The 21,148-nt window shown below is 60.2% G+C and carries 19 protein-coding genes; 6 read left to right on the top strand and 13 right to left on the bottom strand.

Going from position 1 to position 21,148, the window contains the following annotated elements; all coding sequences use genetic code 11:
* Positions 1-17: 17 nt before the first annotated feature.
* Complete coding sequence (locus ACTJKS_RS12710; RefSeq protein ID WP_108182444.1) at positions 18-836, bottom strand: alpha/beta fold hydrolase; 819 nt, start codon at positions 834-836, stop codon at positions 18-20.
* Positions 837-1,008: 172 nt separating this feature from the next.
* Between ACTJKS_RS12710 and ACTJKS_RS12705 the strand changes: the two genes are divergently transcribed.
* The gene (locus ACTJKS_RS12705; protein WP_198760063.1) at positions 1,009-1,458 is read left to right on the top strand and encodes a winged helix-turn-helix transcriptional regulator; all 450 of its coding nucleotides are present in this window, start codon (positions 1,009-1,011) and stop codon (positions 1,456-1,458) included.
* Positions 1,459-1,531: 73 nt separating this feature from the next.
* Here ACTJKS_RS12705 and ACTJKS_RS12700 read toward each other — a convergent pair whose 3' ends face one another.
* Positions 1,532-2,575 carry an LLM class flavin-dependent oxidoreductase gene (locus ACTJKS_RS12700; RefSeq protein WP_262948836.1) on the bottom strand — a complete coding sequence of 348 codons (1,044 nt, stop codon included), beginning with the start codon at positions 2,573-2,575 and terminating at the stop codon, positions 1,532-1,534.
* Positions 2,576-2,638: 63 nt separating this feature from the next.
* Positions 2,639-3,124, bottom strand: a complete 486-nt coding sequence (locus tag ACTJKS_RS12695) for a flavin reductase family protein (RefSeq protein ID WP_003225754.1) — start codon at positions 3,122-3,124, stop codon at positions 2,639-2,641.
* Positions 3,125-3,448: 324 nt separating this feature from the next.
* Here ACTJKS_RS12695 and ACTJKS_RS12690 point away from each other — a divergent pair, with 324 nt between their 5' ends.
* Positions 3,449-4,870, top strand: a complete 1,422-nt coding sequence (locus tag ACTJKS_RS12690; protein ID WP_262948838.1) for a purine-cytosine permease family protein — start codon at positions 3,449-3,451, stop codon at positions 4,868-4,870.
* Positions 4,871-5,167: 297 nt separating this feature from the next.
* Positions 5,168-6,268 (top strand): polyamine ABC transporter substrate-binding protein, encoded by a 1,101-nt coding sequence (locus ACTJKS_RS12685; RefSeq protein WP_007960451.1) that lies wholly within the window; start codon positions 5,168-5,170, stop codon positions 6,266-6,268.
* A 94-nt stretch (positions 6,269-6,362) separates the two neighbouring features.
* On the opposite strand, the gene ACTJKS_RS12680 is transcribed toward ACTJKS_RS12685, so the two are convergent.
* The 4 genes from ACTJKS_RS12680 to ACTJKS_RS12665 form a co-directional block, all read right to left on the bottom strand.
* The gene (locus tag ACTJKS_RS12680) at positions 6,363-7,340 is read right to left on the bottom strand and encodes a TerC family protein (RefSeq protein ID WP_262948840.1); all 978 of its coding nucleotides are present in this window, start codon (positions 7,338-7,340) and stop codon (positions 6,363-6,365) included.
* Between the two features lie 289 nt (positions 7,341-7,629).
* Positions 7,630-8,103, bottom strand: a complete 474-nt coding sequence (locus tag ACTJKS_RS12675) for a hypothetical protein (RefSeq protein WP_108182449.1) — start codon at positions 8,101-8,103, stop codon at positions 7,630-7,632.
* A gap of 223 nt (positions 8,104-8,326) precedes the next feature.
* The gene (locus ACTJKS_RS12670; protein ID WP_262948847.1) at positions 8,327-10,039 is read right to left on the bottom strand and encodes an amidase; all 1,713 of its coding nucleotides are present in this window, start codon (positions 10,037-10,039) and stop codon (positions 8,327-8,329) included.
* A 139-nt stretch (positions 10,040-10,178) separates the two neighbouring features.
* Positions 10,179-10,967: an AraC family transcriptional regulator gene (locus tag ACTJKS_RS12665; protein WP_108182450.1), complete on the bottom strand. Its 789-nt coding sequence runs from the start codon at positions 10,965-10,967 to the stop codon at positions 10,179-10,181.
* Between the two features lie 85 nt (positions 10,968-11,052).
* On the opposite strand from ACTJKS_RS12665, the gene ACTJKS_RS12660 reads away from it, so the two are divergent.
* Positions 11,053-12,051 carry a bile acid:sodium symporter family protein gene (locus ACTJKS_RS12660; RefSeq protein ID WP_108182451.1) on the top strand — a complete coding sequence of 333 codons (999 nt, stop codon included), beginning with the start codon at positions 11,053-11,055 and terminating at the stop codon, positions 12,049-12,051.
* 102 nt (positions 12,052-12,153) lie between these two features.
* Here the strand turns inward: ACTJKS_RS12660 and ACTJKS_RS12655 are convergent, their stop codons facing one another.
* Positions 12,154-12,348, bottom strand: a complete 195-nt coding sequence (locus ACTJKS_RS12655; protein WP_041062599.1) for a PLDc N-terminal domain-containing protein — start codon at positions 12,346-12,348, stop codon at positions 12,154-12,156.
* 54 nt (positions 12,349-12,402) lie between these two features.
* On the bottom strand, positions 12,403-13,017 hold the full coding sequence (locus tag ACTJKS_RS12650; protein WP_198760170.1) for a LuxR C-terminal-related transcriptional regulator: 615 nt from the start codon (positions 13,015-13,017) through the stop codon (positions 12,403-12,405).
* Between the two features lie 114 nt (positions 13,018-13,131).
* On the opposite strand from ACTJKS_RS12650, the gene ACTJKS_RS12645 reads away from it, so the two are divergent.
* Entirely contained in the window at positions 13,132-14,757 is a 1,626-nt protein-coding gene (locus ACTJKS_RS12645; RefSeq protein ID WP_108182453.1) for an ATP-binding response regulator, read from the top strand.
* Between the two features lies 1 nt (position 14,758).
* Here the strand turns inward: ACTJKS_RS12645 and yecR are convergent, their stop codons facing one another.
* The 4 genes from yecR to ACTJKS_RS12625 form a co-directional block, all read right to left on the bottom strand.
* Positions 14,759-15,067 carry a YecR family lipoprotein gene (gene yecR, locus ACTJKS_RS12640; RefSeq protein WP_145596960.1) on the bottom strand — a complete coding sequence of 103 codons (309 nt, stop codon included), beginning with the start codon at positions 15,065-15,067 and terminating at the stop codon, positions 14,759-14,761.
* A 31-nt stretch (positions 15,068-15,098) separates the two neighbouring features.
* Complete coding sequence (locus ACTJKS_RS12635) at positions 15,099-15,413, bottom strand: hypothetical protein (protein WP_041062586.1); 315 nt, start codon at positions 15,411-15,413, stop codon at positions 15,099-15,101.
* A gap of 508 nt (positions 15,414-15,921) precedes the next feature.
* Positions 15,922-17,094 (bottom strand): cystathionine gamma-synthase, encoded by a 1,173-nt coding sequence (locus ACTJKS_RS12630; RefSeq protein ID WP_041062583.1) that lies wholly within the window; start codon positions 17,092-17,094, stop codon positions 15,922-15,924.
* A complete protein-coding gene (locus ACTJKS_RS12625) occupies positions 17,091-18,467 on the bottom strand; it encodes a pyridoxal-phosphate dependent enzyme (RefSeq protein WP_108182454.1) in 1,377 nt (458 codons plus the stop codon). Before ACTJKS_RS12625 ends, ACTJKS_RS12630 begins: the two co-directional genes overlap by 4 nt.
* Before the next feature lie 392 nt (positions 18,468-18,859).
* Between ACTJKS_RS12625 and metE the strand changes: the two genes are divergently transcribed.
* Positions 18,860-21,148: a 5-methyltetrahydropteroyltriglutamate--homocysteine S-methyltransferase gene (metE, locus tag ACTJKS_RS12620; protein WP_262949582.1), complete on the top strand. Its 2,289-nt coding sequence runs from the start codon at positions 18,860-18,862 to the stop codon at positions 21,146-21,148.

The following is a 21,148-nucleotide window of genomic DNA, read 5'->3' as shown; positions in this document are numbered from 1 at the left end:
CGGTCAGTGCAGTGTTTTCAGCGGTTGAGGAAGGCCAGCAGATCCTCATTCAGCGCCTGAGCGTGGGTCACGGCAAAACCATGGGGCGCGCCGGCGTAGACTTTCAGCTCGGCGCCCTTGATCTGCGCGGCGGCCTGCTTGCCGGTGGTTTCGAACGGCACGATCTGATCGCCGTCACCGTGGATTACCAGAGTCGGCACGTCGATCTTCGCCATGTCCGGGCGGAAGTCGGTTTGCGAGAACGCGGTGACGCAATCCACGGTGCCTTTGAGCGAGGCGAGCAGGGCGACGTTCAGGGTTTGCGTGAGCACGCCGTCGGAGACTTTTTGGCCCTGATTGGTGCCGTAGAACGGCGCGGCGAAATCAGCGATGAATTGCGCGCGATCCTTGAGCAGACCTGCCTTGATCCCATCGAACACCGAGGTGTCGACACCTTGCGGGTAGTCGGCTTTTTTGCCGAACAATGGCGTCACTGCACCGAGCAGCACCAGCCCGGCAACGCGCTCGCTGCCGTGACGAGCGATGTAGCGGCTGACGTCACCGCCGCCCATGGAGAAGCCGACCAGCGTGACATCGCGCAGGTCGAGGTGGTTGATCAGTTGCGCGATGTCATCGGCAAAGGTGTCGTAGTCGTAGCCGGTCCATGGTTGATCGGAGCGGCCGAAACCACGGCGGTCGAAGGCAATTGTGCGGTAGCCGCGACTGCTCAGGTATTCCATCTGGTATTCCCACATGTCGGCATCCAGCGGCCAGCCATGGCTGAACAGCACGGGCTTGCCGCTGCCCCAGTCCTTGAAATAGATCTGTGTGCCGTCATCGGTAGTGAATGTGCTCATGGAAACTCCTTGCTTGAGTACGCGTTGGGGAGGGGCTGTAAAAGCAGGATTCACTATCCGCGCAATCGACCGTGGCCACTTGTATGCAGGTGCTGCGCTGTCGGCGTGGTTCTTTTCCGCGAACACAGTTGTAAGATGCAACCACACGCCGGTTTTGATGGAGAAACACCCTGTGAAGCGCAAAAGCCTGCACGGCAACGCCTGCCCGGTCGCCCGTTCGCTGGATTTGATCGGCGACTGGTGGTCGCTGCTGATCATCCGCGATGCGCTGGAGGGCATTCGCCGCTTCAGCGATTTCCAGAAGAATCTGGACATCGCCAAGAACATGCTCAGCGCTCGGCTCAAGAGCCTGGTGGAGCAGGGGATCCTGCAAACCGTGCCGGCCGCCGATGGCGGTGCTTATAAGGAATACGTGCTGACCGAACGCGGCAAGGCTTTGCAGACGGTGATCGTCGCGCTGTCGCAGTGGGGCGGCGAGCACCTGTATGCGCCGGGGGAACCGGGTTCGGTGATGGTTGACGCGCAGCAGCGGCTGCCGATCAGGAAGCTGGAGTTGCAGGCGGCTGACGGCCGTGTGCTGGGGGCTGGCGAGGTATCGACGAAACTTGGCGTAGTGCACTGATTGAAGGTTTAAATGCAAACGCCCCGACACAGCGTTGGAGCGTTTGTTTGTTCGGTTTCAACCTGTAGGGTCCTTAGCGAAACGCCGGCACCACATGCTTGATGAACAACGCCAACGACTTCTTCTTCTCCGCATGCGGCAAGCTGTTGTCACACCAGAAACTGAACTCATCCACCCCCAGTTCCTGGTAATACTTGATCCGCGGAATGATCTCTTCCGGCGTACCGATCATCGCTGTCTTGTGCAAACTCTCCAGCTCAAACTCTGGACGCCCGGCAAACTTCTCTTCCGGGCTAGGGGCGAGGAAACCGTTGACCGGTACTTCCTTGTTGCCGAACCACGCATCGAAGGTGCGATAGAACCGTGAGATGGCTTTGGCGCCGACTTTCCAGCCGTCCGGATCGTCCGCCGAGTGCACGTGGGTGTGGCGCAGCACCATCAGTTGCGGACGCGGGACGTCGGGGTTGTTGTCCAGGGCGGTCTTGAACTTGTTCTTCAGGTCGACGACTTCTTCGTCGCCCTTCATCAGTGGCGTGACCATCACGTTGCAGCCGTTGGCCACGGCGAAGTTGTGCGAATCCGGGTCGCGGGCGGCGATCCACATCGGTGGGTTGGGCTTCTGAATCGGCTTCGGCACGCTGGTCGAGGTCGGGAATTTCCAGATGTCGCCGTCGTGGGCGTAGTCGCCTTGCCACAGGGCGCGGACCACCGGGACCATTTCGCGCAGGGCCTGGCCGCCGCTGGAGGCGGGCATGCCGCCCGCCATGCGATCGAATTCGACCTGATAGGCGCCGCGCGCCAGGCCGACTTCCATGCGCCCGTTGCTGATGACGTCGAGCAGGGCGCATTCACCGGCCACCCGCAGCGGGTGCCAGAACGGCGCGATGATGGTGCCGGCGCCGAGGTGAATGGTGGTGGTTTTGGCGGCGAGGTAGGCCAGCAGCGGCATCGGGCTCGGCGAGATGGTGTATTCCATCGCGTGGTGTTCGCCGATCCACACGGTGCTGAAACCGCCGGCCTCGGCCATCAGGGTCAGTTCGGTCAGGTCTTCGAACAGTTGGCGGTGGCTGACGCTTTCGTCCCAGCGTTCCATGTGGATGAACAGGGAAAATTTCATGACGCTTCCTCGGATCTTTTATTGTTGAGGCTACAAAGCTGTGTGGGAGGGCTGAAATCTTGATCAGGCCAGAACGGGCAGGGCGCCCATCTTGCCGTGGCAATACACCAGCGGCCCGGTGTGCTGCTCCGGGACGATCAGGTTCTTCACCGCGCCGACCATGATCGCGTGATCACCGCCTTCGTATTCGCGCCACAACTCACACTCGATGATAGCCGTCGCGTTGGCCAGGATCGGGTTGCCCAACTCGCTCAATGTCCACTCGATGCCTTGCGCTTTGTCCTTGCCTTTACGGGCGAAGGCGTAGGCTTCGCTCTGTTGGCCGCCTGACAGAACGTGGATCGCGAAGCGCTTGTTCTTGATCAGCACAGGATAGGAGTCGGAACTGTAGTTGGGGCAGAACAGCACCAGGGCCGGGTCCATCGACAGTGAGCTGAAGGCGCTGGCAGTGAGGCCGACGATCTGGCCGTCATCGTCCAGCGTGGTGATGACAGTGACGCCGGACGGAAACGAGCCCATGACTTGTTTGTAGATGGCAGCATCGATCATTGGACGGTCCTCGGGTGTTGTGACGCGATTTTTATGTATTTGTTGGTCTGATGGTATACCAGTATTTGTGCTTTGCAAGCCCTTTTCTGCTGAACCGATAAACGTGGTGCTTTCGTCGGAAACTCAGCGTTTATTGGGCTTTTGGCTGGCCTGCAGGCCGCAGGATCAATGAGGATGGCGCATCAGATAGCGTCGTAAACTACGGATCAGTCTTGTGAAATGTTTGGAATACCATAATATGGTCTGCATCTGAGGGGCGGCCGTAGAGTCCCCCCGGTTTGGCTTCATACAACGATAAGAACAGACAAACTCGAGTTCATGCATATGTCCCAGATGTCCCGGCAAGATCCGTTGATCGAGAATCACACGGTCGACTACGTCCCACTCGCGGAACGCCACGGGAAGGCCCGCGACCTTTTCACCTTATGGTTCAGCACCAACATTGCGCCACTGCCCATCGTCACCGGCGCCATGGTGGTTCAGGTGTTTCATCTCGATTTGCTCTGGGGGCTGCTGGCGATTGCGCTGGGGCACTTGATCGGCGGGGTAGTGATCGCTCTGGCGTCGGCGCAAGGCCCGCGCATGGGCATTCCGCAAATGGTCCAGAGTCGCGGTCAGTTCGGGCGTTACGGCGCATTGTTGATCGTGTTTTTTGCAGCGCTGATCTACATCGGCTTCTTCATTTCCAACATCGTGCTTGCCGGTAAATCGATTGTCGGCATTGCGCCGTCGGTACCGGCGCCGTTGAGCATTCTGATCGGTGCACTGGCGGCCACCGCAATTGGCGTGATCGGCTACAACTTCATTCACACACTCAACCGCATCGGCACCTGGGTGATGGGCAGCGCACTGCTCGCCGGTTTCCTCTACATCTTCGCCCACGACTTGCCTGCAGACTTCCTGACGCGCGGCAGCTTCAACCTGTCGGGCTGGCTGGCGACGGTGTCGCTGGGGATCATCTGGCAGATCAGCTTCTCGCCGTACGTGTCCGACTATTCGCGTTACCTACCGGCGGATATCGGTATCGCCAAACCGTTCTGGGCCACTTATCTGGGGGCGACGCTGGGGACGATTCTGTCGTTCAGCTTCGGCGCCGTGGCGGTGCTGGCGACGCCGGAAGGCACCGAGGCGATGGCGGCGGTCAAGCAGTCGACCGGTTGGCTGGGGCCGATACTGATGGTGTTGTTCCTGCTCAACATCATCAGCCACAACGCGCTGAATCTGTACGGCGCGGTGCTGTCGATCATCACCTCGATCCAGACCTTCGCCAGCCAGTGGACGCCGAGCATCAAGGTGCGTGTAACGTTGTCGAGCATGGTGCTGGCGGCTTGCTGCGTGGTAGCGCTGGGTGCCTCGGCGAATTTCATTTCGCAGTTCATCGGGCTGATTCTGGCGTTGCTGCTGGTGCTGGTGCCGTGGGCGTCGATCAATCTGATCGACTTCTACCTGATCAAGCGCGGCAGCTATGACATCAGCTCGATTTTCCGCGCGGACGGCGGCATTTACGGGCGCTTCAATCTGCACGCGATCATTGCCTATTTCATCGGGATCATTGTGCAACTGCCGTTCGCCAATACGTCGCTGTACGTCGGGCCGTACGCCAATCTGGTCGACGGTGCAGATCTGTCGTGGCTGTTCGGCCTGGTGGTGACGGTGCCGTTGTATTACTGCCTCGCCACACGCGGGCAGACGCAGAAGCAACGTGGCGAGGGGATTTATCCCCGATCGGCTGCGAAGCAGTCGTGAAATCAGCGAGTGCGGCCCCCTTTGAGATTTAAAGGGGGCCGCTTCGCGTCCCATCGGGGATAAATCCCCTCACCACAAGTGATCCCCCGTCCAGCTTCCGCATTCCAGTGGTCATTCAAATTGGCCATTTCGATCCCCTTTTGGCCCATCACCCACTGTGCCGCGACCCCGCGGTCGGCAAGAATCAAAGCCACAACAAAACGCTGGACTTTGCTTGCCCTTGGCTACTTTTACAGCCGCTGCCGTGTGCAGAACATAAAAACCATCGATCTCACGTCGCATTCCGGGGAAACAACCATGGTCACGATGAAACGCATTTTGGGTGCCACCGTGTGTGGGCTGACGCTGCTGGCCAGCGCGGTACACGCCGAGCAGCGCGAGCTGCGGGTCTACAACTGGGCGGATTACATCCTGCCGTCGGTGCCCAAGGATTTCGCCGCAAAGACCGGCATCAAAGTGACCTGGGACACCTTCGACACCAATGAATCGCTGGAAGCCAAGTTGCTCACCGGCAACTCCGGCTACGATCTGGTGGTGCCGTCGAACCAGTTCATCGACACCCAGATCAAGGCCGGGGTGTTCCAGAAACTCGACAAGTCGAAACTGCCGAACTGGAGTCACCAGGATCCGGCGCTGCTCAAGTTGCTGGATGCCAACGACCCTGGCAACCAGTACGGCGTGCCCTACATGTACGGCACGGTACTGATCGGTTTCAACCCGGCCAAGGTCAAGGCCGCGCTCGGCGACAACGCGCCGGTCGACAGCTGGGATCTGGTGTTCAAACCGGAGAACATGGAGAAGCTCAAATCCTGCGGCGTGGCGATGCTCGATTCGCCGTCGGAAATTCTGCCGCTGGCCCTGCATTACCTCGGTCTCGATCCGAACAGCCAGAACCCGGCCGACTATGAAAAGGCCAAGGATCTGATGCTGAAGATTCGCCCGTACGTGACCTACTTCAACTCGGCCAAGTACATGACCGACATTGCCAACGGCGACATCTGCGTGGCCATCGGTTACTCCGGCAGCTTCTATCAGTTCGGCAACCGTGCGAAAGAGGCGGGCAACGGTGTGGTGGTTGACTGGCGTTTGCCGAAGGAGGGTGCGCCGATCTGGTTCGACACGTTCGCCATTCCGAAGAGCGCGAAGAATGTCGAAGAGGCCCACGAATTCCTCAACACTTTGCTCGATCCAAAAGTCATTGCGCCGATCAGCGACTTCCTCGGCTACCCGAACGTGAACAAGGACTCGATGCCGCTGGTGAACAAAGACATCACCGCCAACCCGAACCTGACGCCAACGCCTGAAGCCCTGAAAACCCTCTACGTCGTCCAGCCCCTGCCGCAAAAACTCGAACGCGTACGCACCCGGGTGTGGACCAGCATCAAGTCCGACAAGTAACCGCCTCCTCTCCTGTAGGAGCTGCCGAAGGCTGCGATCTTTTGATCTTGTTTTTCAGGAAGCAAAATCAAAAGATCGCAGCCTGCGGCAGCGCCTACAGGGATTGAGTTTGGTCTTCCTTGCGGGTGACGATCAGGCTCAACACCACTGATCCCAGAATCACCCCACCGACCACCGCCAGCGACCATTCCACCGGCATGTGAAACCACGGCATCAGCGTCATCTTGCCGCCGATGAACACCAGCACGATCGCCAGTCCGTACTTGAGCAGATGAAAGCGGTCGGCCATGTCTGCCAGCAGGAAATACAATGCCCGCAGACCCATGATCGCGAAGATGTTCGAGGTGAACACAATGAACGGATCGGTGGTGACTGCGAAAATCGCCGGGATGCTATCGACCGCAAACATCAGGTCGCTGGCCTCGATCAGCACCAGTACCAGAAACATCGGCGTTGCCCAGCGTACGCCGTTCTGCAGCACGAAAAAGCGTTCGCCGTGAAAGCCCTGCGTGATTCGCATGTGCCCGCGCACCCAGCGCAGTAGCGGGTTTTTGTCGAGATCCGGTTGCTGCTCGGCGAACATCAGCATCTTGATCCCGGTGATGATCAGGAACACCCCGAAGGCATACAGCAGCCACTCGAACTGCGACACCAGCCACACCCCGGCAAAGATCATCGCCGCGCGCATCACGATCGCCCCGAGCACGCCATACAGCAGCACCCGGCGTTGCAATTCCGGCGGCACCGCGAAGTAGCTGAAGATCATCACGAAGACGAACATGTTGTCGATCGACAGTGACTGCTCGATCAGATAACCAGTGAGGAATTCCAGCGTCTTGCGCTGGGCGATGTCGGCGCCGAACTCGCCGTGCAGATACCACCAGAGCCACCCGGCAAAAGCCATCGCCAGCGCGCACCAGGCGATCACCCAACAGGACGCTTCCCGCACTGAAACACGGTGCGCCTTGCGTCCGCCGAAGACGAACAGGTCCAGTGCAAGCATGGCGAGAACGAAGACGATAAACGCGCCCCACATCCATGGTTCGCCAATGTTGATATTGTCAGTTGGCATGGCGGGCTCCCTGGCTTTATGTCGTTGGAGATAGACCGGGACATGCTAGCGAGGAGTGAGTGCCAAGGAAAAATCGTATATTCCTGAGATAAAGTTCGATAAAAACGAAGTGTCTGGCGTTTTTTTGCAGCAGGCGTCTTTGCAATGGCAAGCGGCATTGATGCGTGACTGCGAGAGATATTTTCAAGTGAATTAATTTAAAAGTTGGAGCTGCCAAACACTGCGGGCAGGCACTTACCCGTTTGGCATTGATGTGTGTTTGCAACCAGCTTTCCTATTGCTGAAAGTTTTAAAGAGGGCCCGTCGCCAGTAGTTCTAATGTGCCCTTTACTTTGTAGGATTTTTCGCCGGACTCTATTTCAAAATTAAAATCTGCGAATATTGATTCTTTTATGTTGTCTCGCAGAAGTTTGATTTCGCCGTTGCCACCATGAAGCCACCCTCCAGTGGAAATGACGCTGGCAAGTACATGGCTTCCTTCACCTTTCTTAATCGGATATGTGCCGCTTTGGAGTTTGCGACCAAAGATAATGGCTATTTGGTAGAAATCGTCTTGTGTATGATATCGCCCAATGGCACTGACTGATTCGTCGGTCAGGGAAGCATAAATAAACACGTTCGGCTCGAACCTCGGAATGGGCGGAAAATCAGGGGTGAATGTCGCCTTGTAGTATTTGTCAAGCGGCTGTTGTTTTACTTTGATAGGTAATGGCTTCAAGTTTTCATCGACGCCAAGTTGTTTAAATAGATTGGCATTGCTCATGGTCTGCGTTCCTTTAGTGATTAGCGATTTCGCGGATTTTCTAAATGGAAAGTCCATCGAGCGAGAACGTTACTCGCGGTCCTGTTCGACCGCTACTGTCAGAACTGTCAGTTGTCAGGCACGGGAGGGTATGTTGAAGGGGTATTGACGCAGAGATGAGCGACAGGCCATTGCAGCCGAGAGCGGATTGAGACCCTTTCGAGCCTCAATCCAACCCTCCTTGTTACTTGCCGGCAGTCAGCGCCGGAGTGCGCGGCGGCACCTGACGCTTGGAGCCGGTCGCCTCGAACGCCGAGGCCAGGCGCAGCAGGTTCGAGTCATCGTAGGCGCGACCGGCGAAGGTCAGGCCGACCGGCATACCGATGTCGGCCATGATCCCCATTGGCACAGTGACGGTCGGCACGCCGAGGTGACGGATCGCCAGGTTGCCGTTGGCGACCCAGATGCCGTTGCTCCAGGCGATGTCCGCCGATTCCGGATTGATATCGGCATCTGCCGGGCCGACGTCGGCGTTGGTCGGGAACAGCACCGCGTCGAGTTTCAGTGTGTCCATCCAGTCTTCCAGATCGAGCTTGCGGGTCTTTTCCAGGCCGCGCAGGCCGTCCGGCAGAGTCGGAATCTGATCCCACGGGGTGATGCCGCGCTCGGCCATGCGCACGTATTCGTCCATGCCGGCGGCCAGGTCGCCCTCACGGTTGGGCAGGGTGCCCGGGTCGTGCGGGAAGATCTTCGGCCCGTCGACATCGGCCAGACGGTTGAGCTTCGGATCGCCGTTGGCGCGCAGGAAATCGTCGAAGGCCCAGGCCGACAGGTCCCACAGTTCGTGGTGCAGGAACTCCTTTGAGACGATGCCGCGATTGAACACGGTCGGCGCGCCCGGACGGTCGCCTTCGCAGTTGGAGACCAACGGGAAATCCACTTCGATGACTTCGGCGCCGGCCGCTTCCAGAGCCGCGCGGGCCTGTTTCCACAGGTCGATCACCGAAGGGCGGGTGTTGATGCGTTGCCCGGTCGGGCCGCCGATGCCCGGCGTTTCGCTGGTGCCGGCTTCAGGGTCGGCATTGATGTACATCTTCGGCACACCGAGGCGTTTGCCAGCCAGCGCATCGGACTTCACCGCCAGTTCGGCGTAGGACGCCGGGCGCACCGAGGCGACGCTCGGGATCGGCACCCACGGCTGCAGGCGCCACAGGTCGCCACGGGTGTCGGGGTCTTCCGCGACGACCACGTCGAGCACTTCAAGCAGATCGGCCATGGTCCGTGCGTACGGCACCACCACGTCCATGGTCGGCGTCAGCGGCCAGTTACCGCGTACCGAGATCACCCCGCGCGACGGCGTGTAGGCGCACAAACCGTTGTTCGACGCCGGGCCGCGACCGCTCGACCAGGTTTCTTCCGCCAGGCCGAAGGCCGAGAAACTCGCGGCGGTGGCGGTGCCGGCGCCGTTGGACGAGCCAGAGGCAAACGGCGCGGTCAGGTAGGCGGCGTTGTACGGGCTCTCGGCCCGGCCATAGACGCCACGCTGCATGCCGCCATTGGCCATCGGCGGCATGTTGGTCTTGCCCAGGCAGATCGCCCCGGCGGCGCGCAGGCGTTCGATGGTGAAGGCGTCGCGATGCGCCACCAGATCGGCGAAGGCCGGGCTGCCGGAGGCGGCGGTCAGACCCTTGACCAGATAGCTGTCCTTGGCGGTGTAAGGGATGCCGTCGAGCGGGCCGAGGGTTTCGCCCTTGGCCCGGCGCGCATCGGATGCCTGGGCTTCGGTCAGCGCTTCAGGGTTGCGCACCACCACGGCATTCAGTGCGGTGGCGGTGTGCGGGCCGTCGTAGGCGTCGATCCGGGCCAGATAGGCCTGCACCAGTTCAACCGCGGTGGTTTGGCCGGCTTCTAGCGCCGCGCGTAATTGAGCAATGGAGACTTCAGTGACTTCGATCATGCTGTTACCGCCGACAGGTTCGCTAAAGGGTTGGGTCATTAGGGTTATCGTCGAAATGCGTGAAGAATTTCGTATGGGCGAAACTCTACCCTGAACTTTGCCGAATGGCATGTGCTAATTCGATAAATATCGACAAAACTCAGCGAAAAAATTCCCCCGGTGTCTCGCCAAACTGTTGGCGGAAGGCTGCGATGAACGCAGAGGTCGAGTCATAACCGCAGGCCAGCGCCACGTCGGTGACCCGTTCGCCGCGTTCCAGCGGGGTCAGCGCGCCCAACAGACGCAAGCGCTGACGCCAGGCGCGGAAGGTCAGGCCGGTGTCGCGTAAAAACAGTCGGCTGAGGGTTTTCTCGGTGACACCGAATTTTTCGCTCCAATGGTTCAGTGTGGTCTGCTGTTCCGGATGTTGCTCCAGACTTTGATAGATCTGCCGCAGACGGCTGTCCTGCGGCAGTGGCAGCATCAGGTCGATCTGCGGCGCCTCGGCCAGTTGATCGAGGATCACCTGGGCCAACCGGCCATGCGCGCCACTCTCGTCGTATTCCACCGGGACCAAACTGAAGGCGCGAATCAGCTCGCGCAGCAGGTCGCTGACGCCCAGCACATGACAGCGCTCAAGCGCCCAGCCGGCCACGCTGCAATCGATATACAGGCTACGCATTTCGGTGTGCGGCGAGCTGAACACTCGGTGCGGCACGCCCGCCGGAATCCACACCGCACGCTCTGGCGGCGCGACGAAACGCCCGACGCTGGTCTGCACCTCAAGCACGCCCTGAATCGCGTACGACAATTGCACCCACGGGTGACTGTGACGTCGGGTCAGCGCGCGATTGGGCAGCGATTCGGTGCGCCCGTACAGCGCACGCGGCAGGCTCGGCAGCCCGGGAATGCTGCGCCGGAAGCTTTTCTCGTGTCCTTTAGGCGGCATCTGTTGGCTCTTCGGCGTTAGTCGGTAATTTCTGCTCACGTTAGAGTCGCAGTCACGTACTGGCAACCCCCGGATGAACAGACCCATGACCCGACCAAGATTCCTGCCCGACAACTTCACCCTGACCCTGATCGGCGTCGTGCTGCTGGCCAGTTTCCTGCCGGCCAGCGGTCAGGTCGCGGTCGGGTTCGGCTGGCTGACCAACATCGCCATCGCGCTGCTGTTTTTCCTGCATGGCGCCAAGCTCTCGCGTGAGTCGATCATCGCCGGTGCCGGCCACTGGCGCCTGCACCTGTTGGTGTTCGGCCTGACCTTTGTGCTGTTCCCGCTCCTCGGTCTGGCATTGAAACCGCTGCTGTCACCGCTGATCGGCGACAAGCTGTACATGGGCATGCTCTACCTTTGTGCGTTGCCGGCCACCGTGCAGTCGGCGATTGCTTTCACTTCGCTGGCCCGGGGCAATATTCCGGCGGCGATCTGCAGTGCGGCGGCATCGAGCCTGTTCGGGATCTTCCTCACGCCGTTGCTGGTGACGCTGCTGCTGAACGTGCAAGGTGACGGCGGTTCGACCGTCGATGCGATTCTGAAGATCAGCGTGCAACTGCTGCTGCCGTTCATTGCCGGGCAGATCGCTCGCCGCTGGATCGGTGCGTGGGTCGGCCGCAACAAAAACTGGCTGAAGTTTGTCGATCAGGGTTCGATTCTGCTGGTGGTGTACGGCGCGTTCAGCGAGGCGGTCAACGAAGGTATCTGGCACCAGATTCCGCTGGTCGATCTGTTGGGGCTGGTGGTGGTCTGCTGCATCCTGCTGGCGCTGGTGTTGCTGGCGTCGACCTTGCTGGGCAAGGCGTTCGGTTTCAGCCAGGAAGACCGTATCACCATTCTGTTCTGCGGTTCGAAGAAGAGTCTGGCCACAGGCGTGCCGATGGCGCAGGTGTTGTTTGCCGGCAGCACGATTGGCGTGTTGATCCTGCCGCTGATGCTGTTCCATCAGATTCAATTAATGGTCTGTGCAGTGTTGGCGCAGCGTTACGCGAAACGGCCGGAATCGGTGCCGGAGTTGATGGCGCAGGTTGATCCGTAAACGCTGCATTCCCTGGAGCTGCCGCAGGCTGCGATCTTTTGATTTTNTTTGAAAGTTAAAAGATCGCAGCCTGCGGCAGCTCCTACAGGGGTTTTTGTTGTATCAATCCTGCGTAACGTGTTTCGGGCCGGCCAGTGCCCAGGCAATCAGGCCAAACAAGGGCAGGAACACGATGGCGATAATCCACACGCCTTTATTGCTGCCTTTGCCTGCGCTCTTGCGCACCCTGTTGATCGCCCACAGTTCAATGATCACAAGAACGACGGCGAGTACGATCCAGACGGGTTCAATTTGCATGGGCTACCTCCTGATGGTCTTTCAGTTAGGTGAGCCCAAGCCCGCAGGGTTCATTTAAATTGCGCCACTGCCTCCCGAATACTTCACCGCAGCGGCTGCCCGCGACGGCACATTGAGCGTGCGCAACAACGACGACACGTGGATGCGCACGGTGAATGGCGAAATATCCAGCTCCCGGGCGATTTCCTTGTTGGTCTTGCCTTGGGCGATCAACCGCAACACATCCTGTTGACGCGGGGTGAGGGCGGTGCCGGTCTCCAGTGGCAGCAACCCGGAAGGGGCGAACCTGACCAACACTTCGCCTTCGCGGATCGCCAGAATCGCCTGGCCGATCTCATCCGGGGCGATGTTCTTGCCGATGAAGCCGTCGATGCCGGCCGCCATCACCTCACCGATCAATGTCTCGTCGTCGACCATCGACACTACGATCAATGTGGTGCGTGGCAGTTTTTGGCGCAGCTCGGCGAGTTGGCTGATGCAGGTCAGGCCGGGGAAACGCAGGTCGAGAATCAGCGTGTCCGGCTCGTTGCCGGCGGGCAGCAAGGCCAGCACGGCGTCGAGATCGCCGGCCTCCTCGATAGTCGCCTCGGGCAGCAGGCGCTGCACGGTGCGCCGCATGGCTTCGCGAAACATCGGGTGATCGTCGGCTATGATGATTCGGCCGGTCATGGCGTGACCCTCCCTGGATCAGGCGTGGTTTACGGCATGCACCTTAGCACCGCAGACGCGGATTGCCTGCTGGCCGGTGCTGATTCTGACGACTGTCGCACAAGGACGTTGCCCATGAAGTTCGAAAAAAACACCGAGCTGGATCAGGCCAATCTGCGCATCATCATCGCCAGCATTGCCATGGTTTACATTGGCGTGCTCGGCGTGTTGCCGGGTCAACGCTTCGCTACCTATCTGCCGGTGGTGGTCTACATCGCGCTGTTTCTGCTGGCGTCGATTGGCTTGCGCCAGGCCATTGCGCGCTGGCCCGGGCATTACCCGGCGCGGCGGATTTTCGGCATGGTCCACGATTACACCGGCACCTGTTTCGGCCTGGTGCTCGGCGGTGAAGCGGCGTTGCCGCTGTACGCGGTGATCATCTGGGTCAACCTGGGCAACGGTATGCGCTATGGCTCGCGCTATCTGGCGATTGCCACGGGGTTGGCGTTGCTTGCGCTGCTGGCAGTCTATCGGTTGACGCCGGTGTGGCAGGCGCAACCGTACATGGTGCTGATGTTGATGCTCACCAGCACGGTGATTCCGTTCTACGCGCACTTGCTGCTGGAGCGCACGCGCAAGGCCTCTGAAGAAGCCGTCGCAGCCAATCTGGAAAAGTCGCGGTTTCTCGCCCAGGCCAGCCACGATCTGCGCCAGCCGATTCACTCCATCGGTCTGTTCACGGCGTGCCTGCGTGAATCGCGGCTGGGCGAGCAGGAGCGGCAACTGGTCGACAACATTGACCGGTCGCTGCTCAACGTCTCGCAGTTGTTCCGTTCGATTCTTGACCTCTACACCCTCGACAACGGGCGCGTCCTGCCCAGGTTGCAGGTGTTCAATCTGGGCGAGTGGCTGGCCGACCTGATCCGCCAGAACGCCGAGGCGGCACGCTGGGCCGGTGTGGAATTGCGCCTGCGCCCGTGCCAGCACTGGGCACAGAGCGATCCGGCGTTGCTCGCGACCATGGTGCAGAACGTGCTTTCCAATTGCTTCAAATACGGCGCGCAACGCCCGGTACTGATCGGCGTGCGCAAGCGTGGCACCGGGCTGGCCATCGTGATTTATGACCGTGGCAACGGCATTGCCGAGGAGCATCTGCCGAAGGTCTTCGAGGAGTTTTATCGAGTGCGTCAGGTGCGCGACAAGGACGTGGAAGGCGTCGGCCTCGGGCTGTCGATCGTCAAGCGTCTGGGGCAGTTGATCGGCGTCGATGTGGCCTTGCGCTCGCAGCTTGGGCGCGGCACGGCGGTCTCCCTGTATGGCTTGCCGGTGGCCGTGGCGCCGCAGTTGCCGGTCATGCGTGACGATGTGCGGCAGGCCGGCCTGTTGACCGGGCTGAAGGTGTGTCTGGTGGAGGATGATCGCAACGTCTTGCTGGCGACCTCGGCGCTGCTCGAGCGCTGGGGCTGCGTGGTGCAAGGCGAATTGAGCGGGCAGGGGCTGGTCACCGATTGCGACATCATCGTCGCCGATTACGATCTGGGTCCACATTCCACGGGCATCGAGTGCATTGACGAGGTGCGGCGCCAGCGTGGTTTTGCGGTGCCGGCGATGATCATCACCGGGCATGACATCGAGAAAATACAGGCGGCCTTGCACGACCGCCAAATTGCCATCCTGTCCAAACCGGTACGCCCGGCCGAGCTGCGCGCGACCTTGCGCAGCCTGCGCGACCGGCAAACCGAGCCGGCCGAGCAGGTTTGACTCAACGCTTGCAGAGGTAGTCCTGAGTGATGGTGGTTTGCAGGCAGTTGAACTGGCCCATGGTGCGGCAGATGTTCTTCTCGGAACCGGTCACCTCGGCGTTCTTGTAACCCCAGGTCTTGCAGCGCTCCATCGCCACAGTCAAACCTTGCGCGGCGCTGGTCTGGCCGCTTTCGAACTGGCCCAGTTCGTAGGAGACCTGAACCACGCCGTCGTTCTTGCTGCCGCCGGTGGCTTCCCACTGTTTGGGCGTGGCGCAGCCGGTCAGGGCGAGGGCGGTGAGGGTGAGAGTAGCGATCAGGGTTTTCATGATGGACGTCGTCCTTTACCGGAGAAATCAATTACTGAACGGGGATCGGTGAGGCGCCTTTGGGCAGGCAAGACAGCGGCGGAGTCATGATGCCCATGCTCGCCACCGCGATAATCGCGCCGCTGGGCAACTCACAGTTGTACTCGCCGGCCGAGGTATACGCGGTGTAGTAGGTGAGGGTGCTGTCGCTGCGGATGTTGTCGATTTTCGACACCGGTTTGCCGATGACGGTCTGGGCCCGTTCTTTCATGCTGGCTTCGGTGGGTTTGGCAGTCTGGCAACCGCTGGCGCCCAGCATCAGGGCGCCGACAATGGCCACTTTGCACAGATTGGAATGCAGTTTCATGGTGCTTCTTCCTTGGTGTTGTTCTGATTTCCAGGCACAACGATCCCGCGCACTGCACAGTGGCAATGTTGGGGAACATCGGGGGTTGCGAGGGAATATAGCGCCGGGGGGCGGGGCGGTCGATTAGCACAAATGTGCTAGTGAGCCGTGAAGCCGATAGTCTTTTCGCTTCCTTGCAAAGGGGCGCAGAAAGGAAATCAGTCTAAAAACACTCACCCATCAGCCGATGGCGTTTGCTAGCCTCAAAGGTGTAGGCGAAGACGCAGACTGATGCGCAAGCGGATAGCAAGGGGACGTGGGGCGCGTTCCGAAGGGTACACGGTTAGAAAGATCTCCGCGCTGAGATCCAGCCCTTATGCCGTGTGAGGCAGCAAAGCACCGTTCTTTTTCCATGGTTGCTTTTGTACTGTGAGAGGCCCGATAAACCTTGTAAGCCAGAGACCAGCACTGGCCGCCTACTCGAATAACCAAAGCCCGCATCACTGCGGGCTTTGTCGTTGTTGCAGGATCAGATTTTCGTCAGCGCGTACGCCAGATCGGCGCGCAGGTCTTCGAGGTCTTCGACCCCCACCGACAGACGCACCAAGCCATCGCCGATGCCCAGTTTGGCGCGGGTTTCAGCTGGAATGGTGGCGTGGGTCATGATCGCCGGGTGCTCGATCAGGCTTTCCACGCCGCCCAGGCTTTCGGCCAGCGCAAAGATCTTCACGTTTTCCAGAAAGCGTCGGGCGCCCTCCAGATCACTGTTCAGATCAACCGAGATCATTCCGCCGAAACCATGCATCTGCCGCTTGGCCAATTCATGCTGCGGGTGCGACGGCAGGCCCGGGTAGTAGACACGCTTGACCTGTGGTTGCTGCTCCAGCCACTTGGCCAGTTCCAGCGCGTTGCTGCAATGACGTTCCATGCGCAGCGCCAGGGTTTTCACCCCGCGCAGGGTCAGGAATGCATCGAACGGCCCGGAAATCGCGCCAACTGCGTTCTGCAGGAAGCCGAGTTTGTCCGCCAGTTCGGCATTCTGGCCGACTACTGCGATACCACCGATCACGTCGGAGTGACCGTTCAGGTACTTGGTGGTCGAGTGCAGCACGATGTCGAAACCCAGCTCCAGCGGGCGCTGGATATACGGGCTGGCGAAGGTGTTGTCGGCAACGCTGATGATCCCGCGTGCGCGGCAGATCCGTGCAATCGCGGCCAGATCCGACAGGCTCAGTAGCGGGTTGGTCGGCGACTCGACAATCACCAGGCGCGTGTCGTCCTGCAGCGCCGCTTCGAACGCCGCCAGGTCAGTCAGATCGACGTAGCTGAAACGGTGTCCGGCACTGCGCTGGCGTACCTTGTCGAACAGGCGGAATGTGCCACCGTACAGGTCATTGCCGGAGATCACGTGCGAACCGGCATCGATCAGTTCAAGCACGGTGGAAATCGTCGCCAGCCCGGACGCGAAAGCGAACGCGCGGGTACCACCTTCCAGATCCGCCACGCAGCGTTCCAGCGCAAAACGCGTCGGGTTGTGCGAGCGCCCGTAGTCAAAGCCCTTGTGCACGCCGGGGCTGTCCTGCAGGTACGTCGAGTTGGCGTAGATCGGCGGCATCAGCGCACCGGTGGTCGGGTCAGGCGTTTGCCCGGCGTGGATCACCCGGGTCGCGAAGCCTTGGGATTTATCGTCGTGCTGACTCATGCGAGGGATCTCCGTAATTGGTTGAGCATGTCGGTGCGGGTAATCAGACCGTGGAAGCCCGAAGCGTCGGCAATGATCGCCACGAGGCCGCGACTGAGCACCGCTTCCAGCTCGGTGAGATGGGCGCCAGGTGCGAGGGTTTGCAGTTTGTCGGTCATCACGCTGGACACCGATTGACTGAAGCGCGCGGCGTCTTCGTGCACCGCGAGCAAGATGTCGGATTCGTCGATCACGCCGACCAGTTGTTTGCCTTCAACCAGCACCGGCAGTTGTGAGACATCCGCCAGACGCATGCGCTGGAACGCGGTCAGCAGGGTGTCGTCGGGGCCGACGCTGATCACGCGGCCGTCTTCGAAACGTCGGGCGATCAGATCGCGCAGGTCGCCATAGCGTTTGCGCTGCAACAGGCCCTGATCGGTCATCCACTGGTCGTTGTAGACCTTCGACAGATAGCGCGTGCCGGTGTCGCAGACGAAGCTGACCACGCGTTTGGGCTCGGTCTGTTCGCGGCAATAACGCAGCGCGGCAGCCAGCAAGGTGCCGGTGGACGAACCCCCGAGAATGCCTTCGGCCTTGAGCAACTGACGGGCATGATCGAAGCTTTCTTCGTCGCTGATCGAGTAAGCGTGGCGCACGCTGCTGAGGTCGGTGATCGACGGAATGAAGTCTTCGCCGATGCCTTCCACCGCCCACGAACCGGGCGTCGGCATCGTGCCGTCGCGGCTGTATTGCGCCATCACCGAACCCACCGGATCGGCGAGGACCATTTCCAGATCCGGCTGTACGCGTTTGAAGAAGCGACTCAGCCCGGTCAGGGTGCCGGCGGAACCGACGCCGACCACGATCGCGTCCAGATCATGTTCGGTCTGCGCCCAGATCTCCGGTGCGGTGCTGCACTCGTGTGCCAGCGGGTTGGCAGGGTTGTTGAACTGGTCGGCGAAGAACGCGCCGGGAATGTCTTTCGCCAGGCGGGCGGCGACGTCCTGGTAATACTCGGGGTGGCCCTTGCCGACGTCCGAGCGGGTGATGTGCACTTCGGCGCCCATGGCTTTCAAGTGCAGGACTTTCTCGGTGGACATCTTGTCCGGCACCACCAGCACCACGCGGTAGCCCTTGGCCCGGCCGACCAGTGCCAGACCCAGACCGGTATTGCCGGCGGTGGCCTCGACAATGGTGCCACCTGGTTGCAGGCGCCCATCGCGTTCAGCGGCGTCGATCATCGCCAGACCGATGCGGTCCTTGATCGAGCCGCCGGGGTTTTGTGATTCCAGTTTGAGAAACAGTGTGCAGAGGCCGGTATCGAAGCGGGTAACTTGTACCAGCGGCGTGTTGCCGATCAGCCCAAGTACGGCAGGGCGTGAATCCTTTGACATTTCTTCACCTCTTGTAGTGGTGTTGATCGCGTTCCATTCGCGGGGAAAAGCTCGCGTGCAACATAGGCGCAGACAGGATCTGTCGCAACCATTAGTCAGCCGCAGATACTGCCATTTCGATCTAACCATAGAACAGAATCGAAGCCTGCAACGGCGCGGTTTCAGAGGGTTTACATCAAGGCGCCATTGAGTATTCAAAGGGCGTCGTGACCGCGCTCGCCAGCTTGATTCGCGGATGAATATCTTGCAGGGCAAAACATGTTTTCAGCGGGCATACAGGTGACATTCGATCATGAGGGAAACTTGTGATCATCAAGATTAAAATGAGTTTGTCTCACCAGTGCCTGATCCCGACAATGGCCGCCATCAACAAGACATTGGAGTTGTTTGTCATGGCACTGGCCCATTCCCTCGGATTTCCGCGCATCGGTCGCGACCGCGAACTGAAAAAAGCGCAAGAGGCGTTCTGGAAAGGAGAGCTGAACGAGGCCGGCCTGCGTGAAGTGGGTCGTGAACTGCGCAAGGCCCACTGGGACCTGCAGAAAAACGCCGGCATCGAGCTGCTGCCGGTGGGCGATTTCGCCTGGTACGACCAGGTGCTGACTCACTCGCTGATGTTCGGGGTGATCCCCGAGCGTTTCCGTCCGCACGACGGCAAAGCCACGCTGCAGACCCTGTTCGGCATGGCCCGTGGTGTCAGCGACAGCTGCTGCGGCGGTGCACACGCTCAGGAAATGACCAAGTGGTTCGACACCAACTACCACTATCTGGTCCCGGAATTCAGCGCCGATCAACAGTTCCAGCTCGGTTGGGAACAGTTGTTCGAAGAAGTCGAAGAGGCACGTGCCCTCGGCCATAACGTCAAACCGGTGATCATCGGTCCGCTGACTTATCTGTGGCTGGGCAAGGCCAAAGGCGCCGCATTCGACAAGCTGGAATTGCTCGACCGCCTGCTGCCGCTGTACGGGCAGATCTTCGCGCGCCTCGCCGCACTCGGTGTGGAATGGGTGCAGATCGACGAGCCGATTCTGGTGCTCGACCTGCCGCAGGAATGGAAGAACGCCTTCGAGCGTGCGTACAACCAGATCCAGCGCGATCCGTTGAAAAAGCTGCTCGCCACTTACTTCGGTGGTCTGGAAGAAAACCTCGGCCTGGCCGCCAATCTGCCGGTCGATGGGTTGCACATCGATCTTGTGCGTGCAGCGGAACAGTACCCGACCATTCTTGATCGCCTGCCGGCCTACAAAGTGTTGTCGCTGGGCCTGGTCAATGGCCGTAATGTCTGGCGCTGCGATCTGGAACATGCGCTGGCGACTTTGCAACATGCGCATGAGCGATTGGGTGATCGGCTGTGGGTCGCGCCGTCCTGCTCGCTGCTGCACAGTCCGGTGGACCTGAGTCGCGAAGACCAGCTCGATGCCGAGCTGAAAAGCTGGCTGGCGTTTGCCGTGCAGAAGTGTGAAGAAGTCGCCGTGCTAGCGCAGGCCGTCAACGAGCCTGAGTCACCAAAAGTGCTCCGCGCCTTGACCCAAAGCCGCTCGGTACAGACCAGTCGCGCCGCCTCGCCACGTATTCACAAACCGGCGGTGCAGGCCCGTGTGGCGGCCATAACAGCGCAGGACAGCCAGCGCCAATCGCCGTTTACCCAGCGCATCGCCAAGCAGCGCGCCGGCCTCGACCTGCCGCTGTTCCCGACCACCACCATCGGTTCGTTTCCGCAGACCGCCTCGATTCGTCTGGCGCGTCAGTCGTTCAAGCAAGGCAAGCTCAGCGAAGCCGAATACACCGAAGCCATGTACAGCGAAATTCGTCACGCTGTGGAGATCCAGGAGCAACTGGGCCTCGATGTACTGGTGCACGGAGAAGCCGAGCGCAACGACATGGTGGAGTACTTCGCCGAGCAACTCGACGGCTACGTGTTCAGCCGTTTTGGCTGGGTGCAGAGCTACGGTTCACGTTGTGTGAAACCGGCAGTGATCTTCGGTGATCTGAGCCGTCCGCAAGCCATGACCGTGGACTGGATCCGCTATGCTCAGGGCCTCACCGGCAAGGTCATGAAAGGTATGCTGACCGGCCCGGTGACCATGCTGATGTGGTCGTTCCCCCGTGAAGACGTGTCCCGTGAGGTGCAGGCGCGGCAACTGGCGCTGGCGATCCGTGACGAAGTGGTGGATCTGGAAGCCGCCGGAATCAAGATCGTGCAGATCGACGAAGCCGCCTTCCGCGAAGGTCTGCCGCTACGCCGCGCGCAGTGGCAGCATTATCTGGACTGGGCCACTGAAGTGTTCCGCCTGTGCGCCTCGGGGGTGCGTGACGAGACCCAGATTCATACCCACATGTGCTACAGCGAATTCAACGATGTGATCGAGTCCATCGCTGCGATGGATGCCGACGTGATCACCATCGAAACCTCGCGTTCGGACATGGAGTTGCTCGACGCCTTCGAAGCCTTCGCCTATCCGAACGAGATCGGCCCGGGTGTCTACGACATCCACTCGCCACGCGTTCCCGATGCTTCGGAGATGGCCAATTTGCTGCGCAAGGCAGCGCAGCGGATTCCGGCCGAGCGGTTGTGGGTCAACCCGGATTGCGGCTTGAAAACCCGTGGCTGGCCGGAGACTGAGGCGGCGCTGGTGCATATGGTTGCCGCTGCCCGGCAACTGCGCAAAGAACTGGCCTGA

It is taken from the genome of Pseudomonas sp. 22189 (assembly GCF_052045635.1).
GTDB lineage: Bacteria > Pseudomonadota > Gammaproteobacteria > Pseudomonadales > Pseudomonadaceae > Aquipseudomonas > Aquipseudomonas parakoreensis.
This window is presented reverse-complemented; position numbering and strand designations above follow the sequence as displayed.

Bases quoted from the DNA above. Each gene is read 5' to 3' on its own strand.
- ACTJKS_RS12710 (WP_108182444.1), bottom strand. From the start codon at position 836: ATGAGCACATTCACTACCGATGACGGCACACAGATCTATTTCAAGGAC.
- ACTJKS_RS12700 (WP_262948836.1), bottom strand. From the start codon at position 2,575: ATGAAATTTTCCCTGTTCATCCACATGGAACGCTGGGACGAAAGCGTC.
- ACTJKS_RS12695 (WP_003225754.1), bottom strand. From the start codon at position 3,124: ATGATCGATGCTGCCATCTACAAACAAGTCATGGGCTCGTTTCCGTCC.
- ACTJKS_RS12690 (WP_262948838.1), top strand. From the start codon at position 3,449: ATGTCCCAGATGTCCCGGCAAGATCCGTTGATCGAGAATCACACGGTC.
- ACTJKS_RS12685 (WP_007960451.1), top strand. From the start codon at position 5,168: ATGGTCACGATGAAACGCATTTTGGGTGCCACCGTGTGTGGGCTGACG.
- ACTJKS_RS12680 (WP_262948840.1), bottom strand. From the start codon at position 7,340: ATGCCAACTGACAATATCAACATTGGCGAACCATGGATGTGGGGCGCG.
- ACTJKS_RS12675 (WP_108182449.1), bottom strand. From the start codon at position 8,103: ATGAGCAATGCCAATCTATTTAAACAACTTGGCGTCGATGAAAACTTG.
- ACTJKS_RS12670 (WP_262948847.1), bottom strand. From the start codon at position 10,039: ATGATCGAAGTCACTGAAGTCTCCATTGCTCAATTACGCGCGGCGCTA.
- ACTJKS_RS12665 (WP_108182450.1), bottom strand. From the start codon at position 10,967: ATGCCGCCTAAAGGACACGAGAAAAGCTTCCGGCGCAGCATTCCCGGG.
- ACTJKS_RS12660 (WP_108182451.1), top strand. From the start codon at position 11,053: ATGACCCGACCAAGATTCCTGCCCGACAACTTCACCCTGACCCTGATC.
- ACTJKS_RS12655 (WP_041062599.1), bottom strand. From the start codon at position 12,348: ATGCAAATTGAACCCGTCTGGATCGTACTCGCCGTCGTTCTTGTGATC.
- ACTJKS_RS12650 (WP_198760170.1), bottom strand. From the start codon at position 13,017: ATGACCGGCCGAATCATCATAGCCGACGATCACCCGATGTTTCGCGAA.
- ACTJKS_RS12645 (WP_108182453.1), top strand. From the start codon at position 13,132: ATGAAGTTCGAAAAAAACACCGAGCTGGATCAGGCCAATCTGCGCATC.
- yecR (WP_145596960.1), bottom strand. From the start codon at position 15,067: ATGAAAACCCTGATCGCTACTCTCACCCTCACCGCCCTCGCCCTGACC.
- ACTJKS_RS12635 (WP_041062586.1), bottom strand. From the start codon at position 15,413: ATGAAACTGCATTCCAATCTGTGCAAAGTGGCCATTGTCGGCGCCCTG.
- ACTJKS_RS12630 (WP_041062583.1), bottom strand. From the start codon at position 17,094: ATGAGTCAGCACGACGATAAATCCCAAGGCTTCGCGACCCGGGTGATC.
- ACTJKS_RS12625 (WP_108182454.1), bottom strand. From the start codon at position 18,467: ATGTCAAAGGATTCACGCCCTGCCGTACTTGGGCTGATCGGCAACACG.
- metE (WP_262949582.1), top strand. From the start codon at position 18,860: ATGGCACTGGCCCATTCCCTCGGATTTCCGCGCATCGGTCGCGACCGC.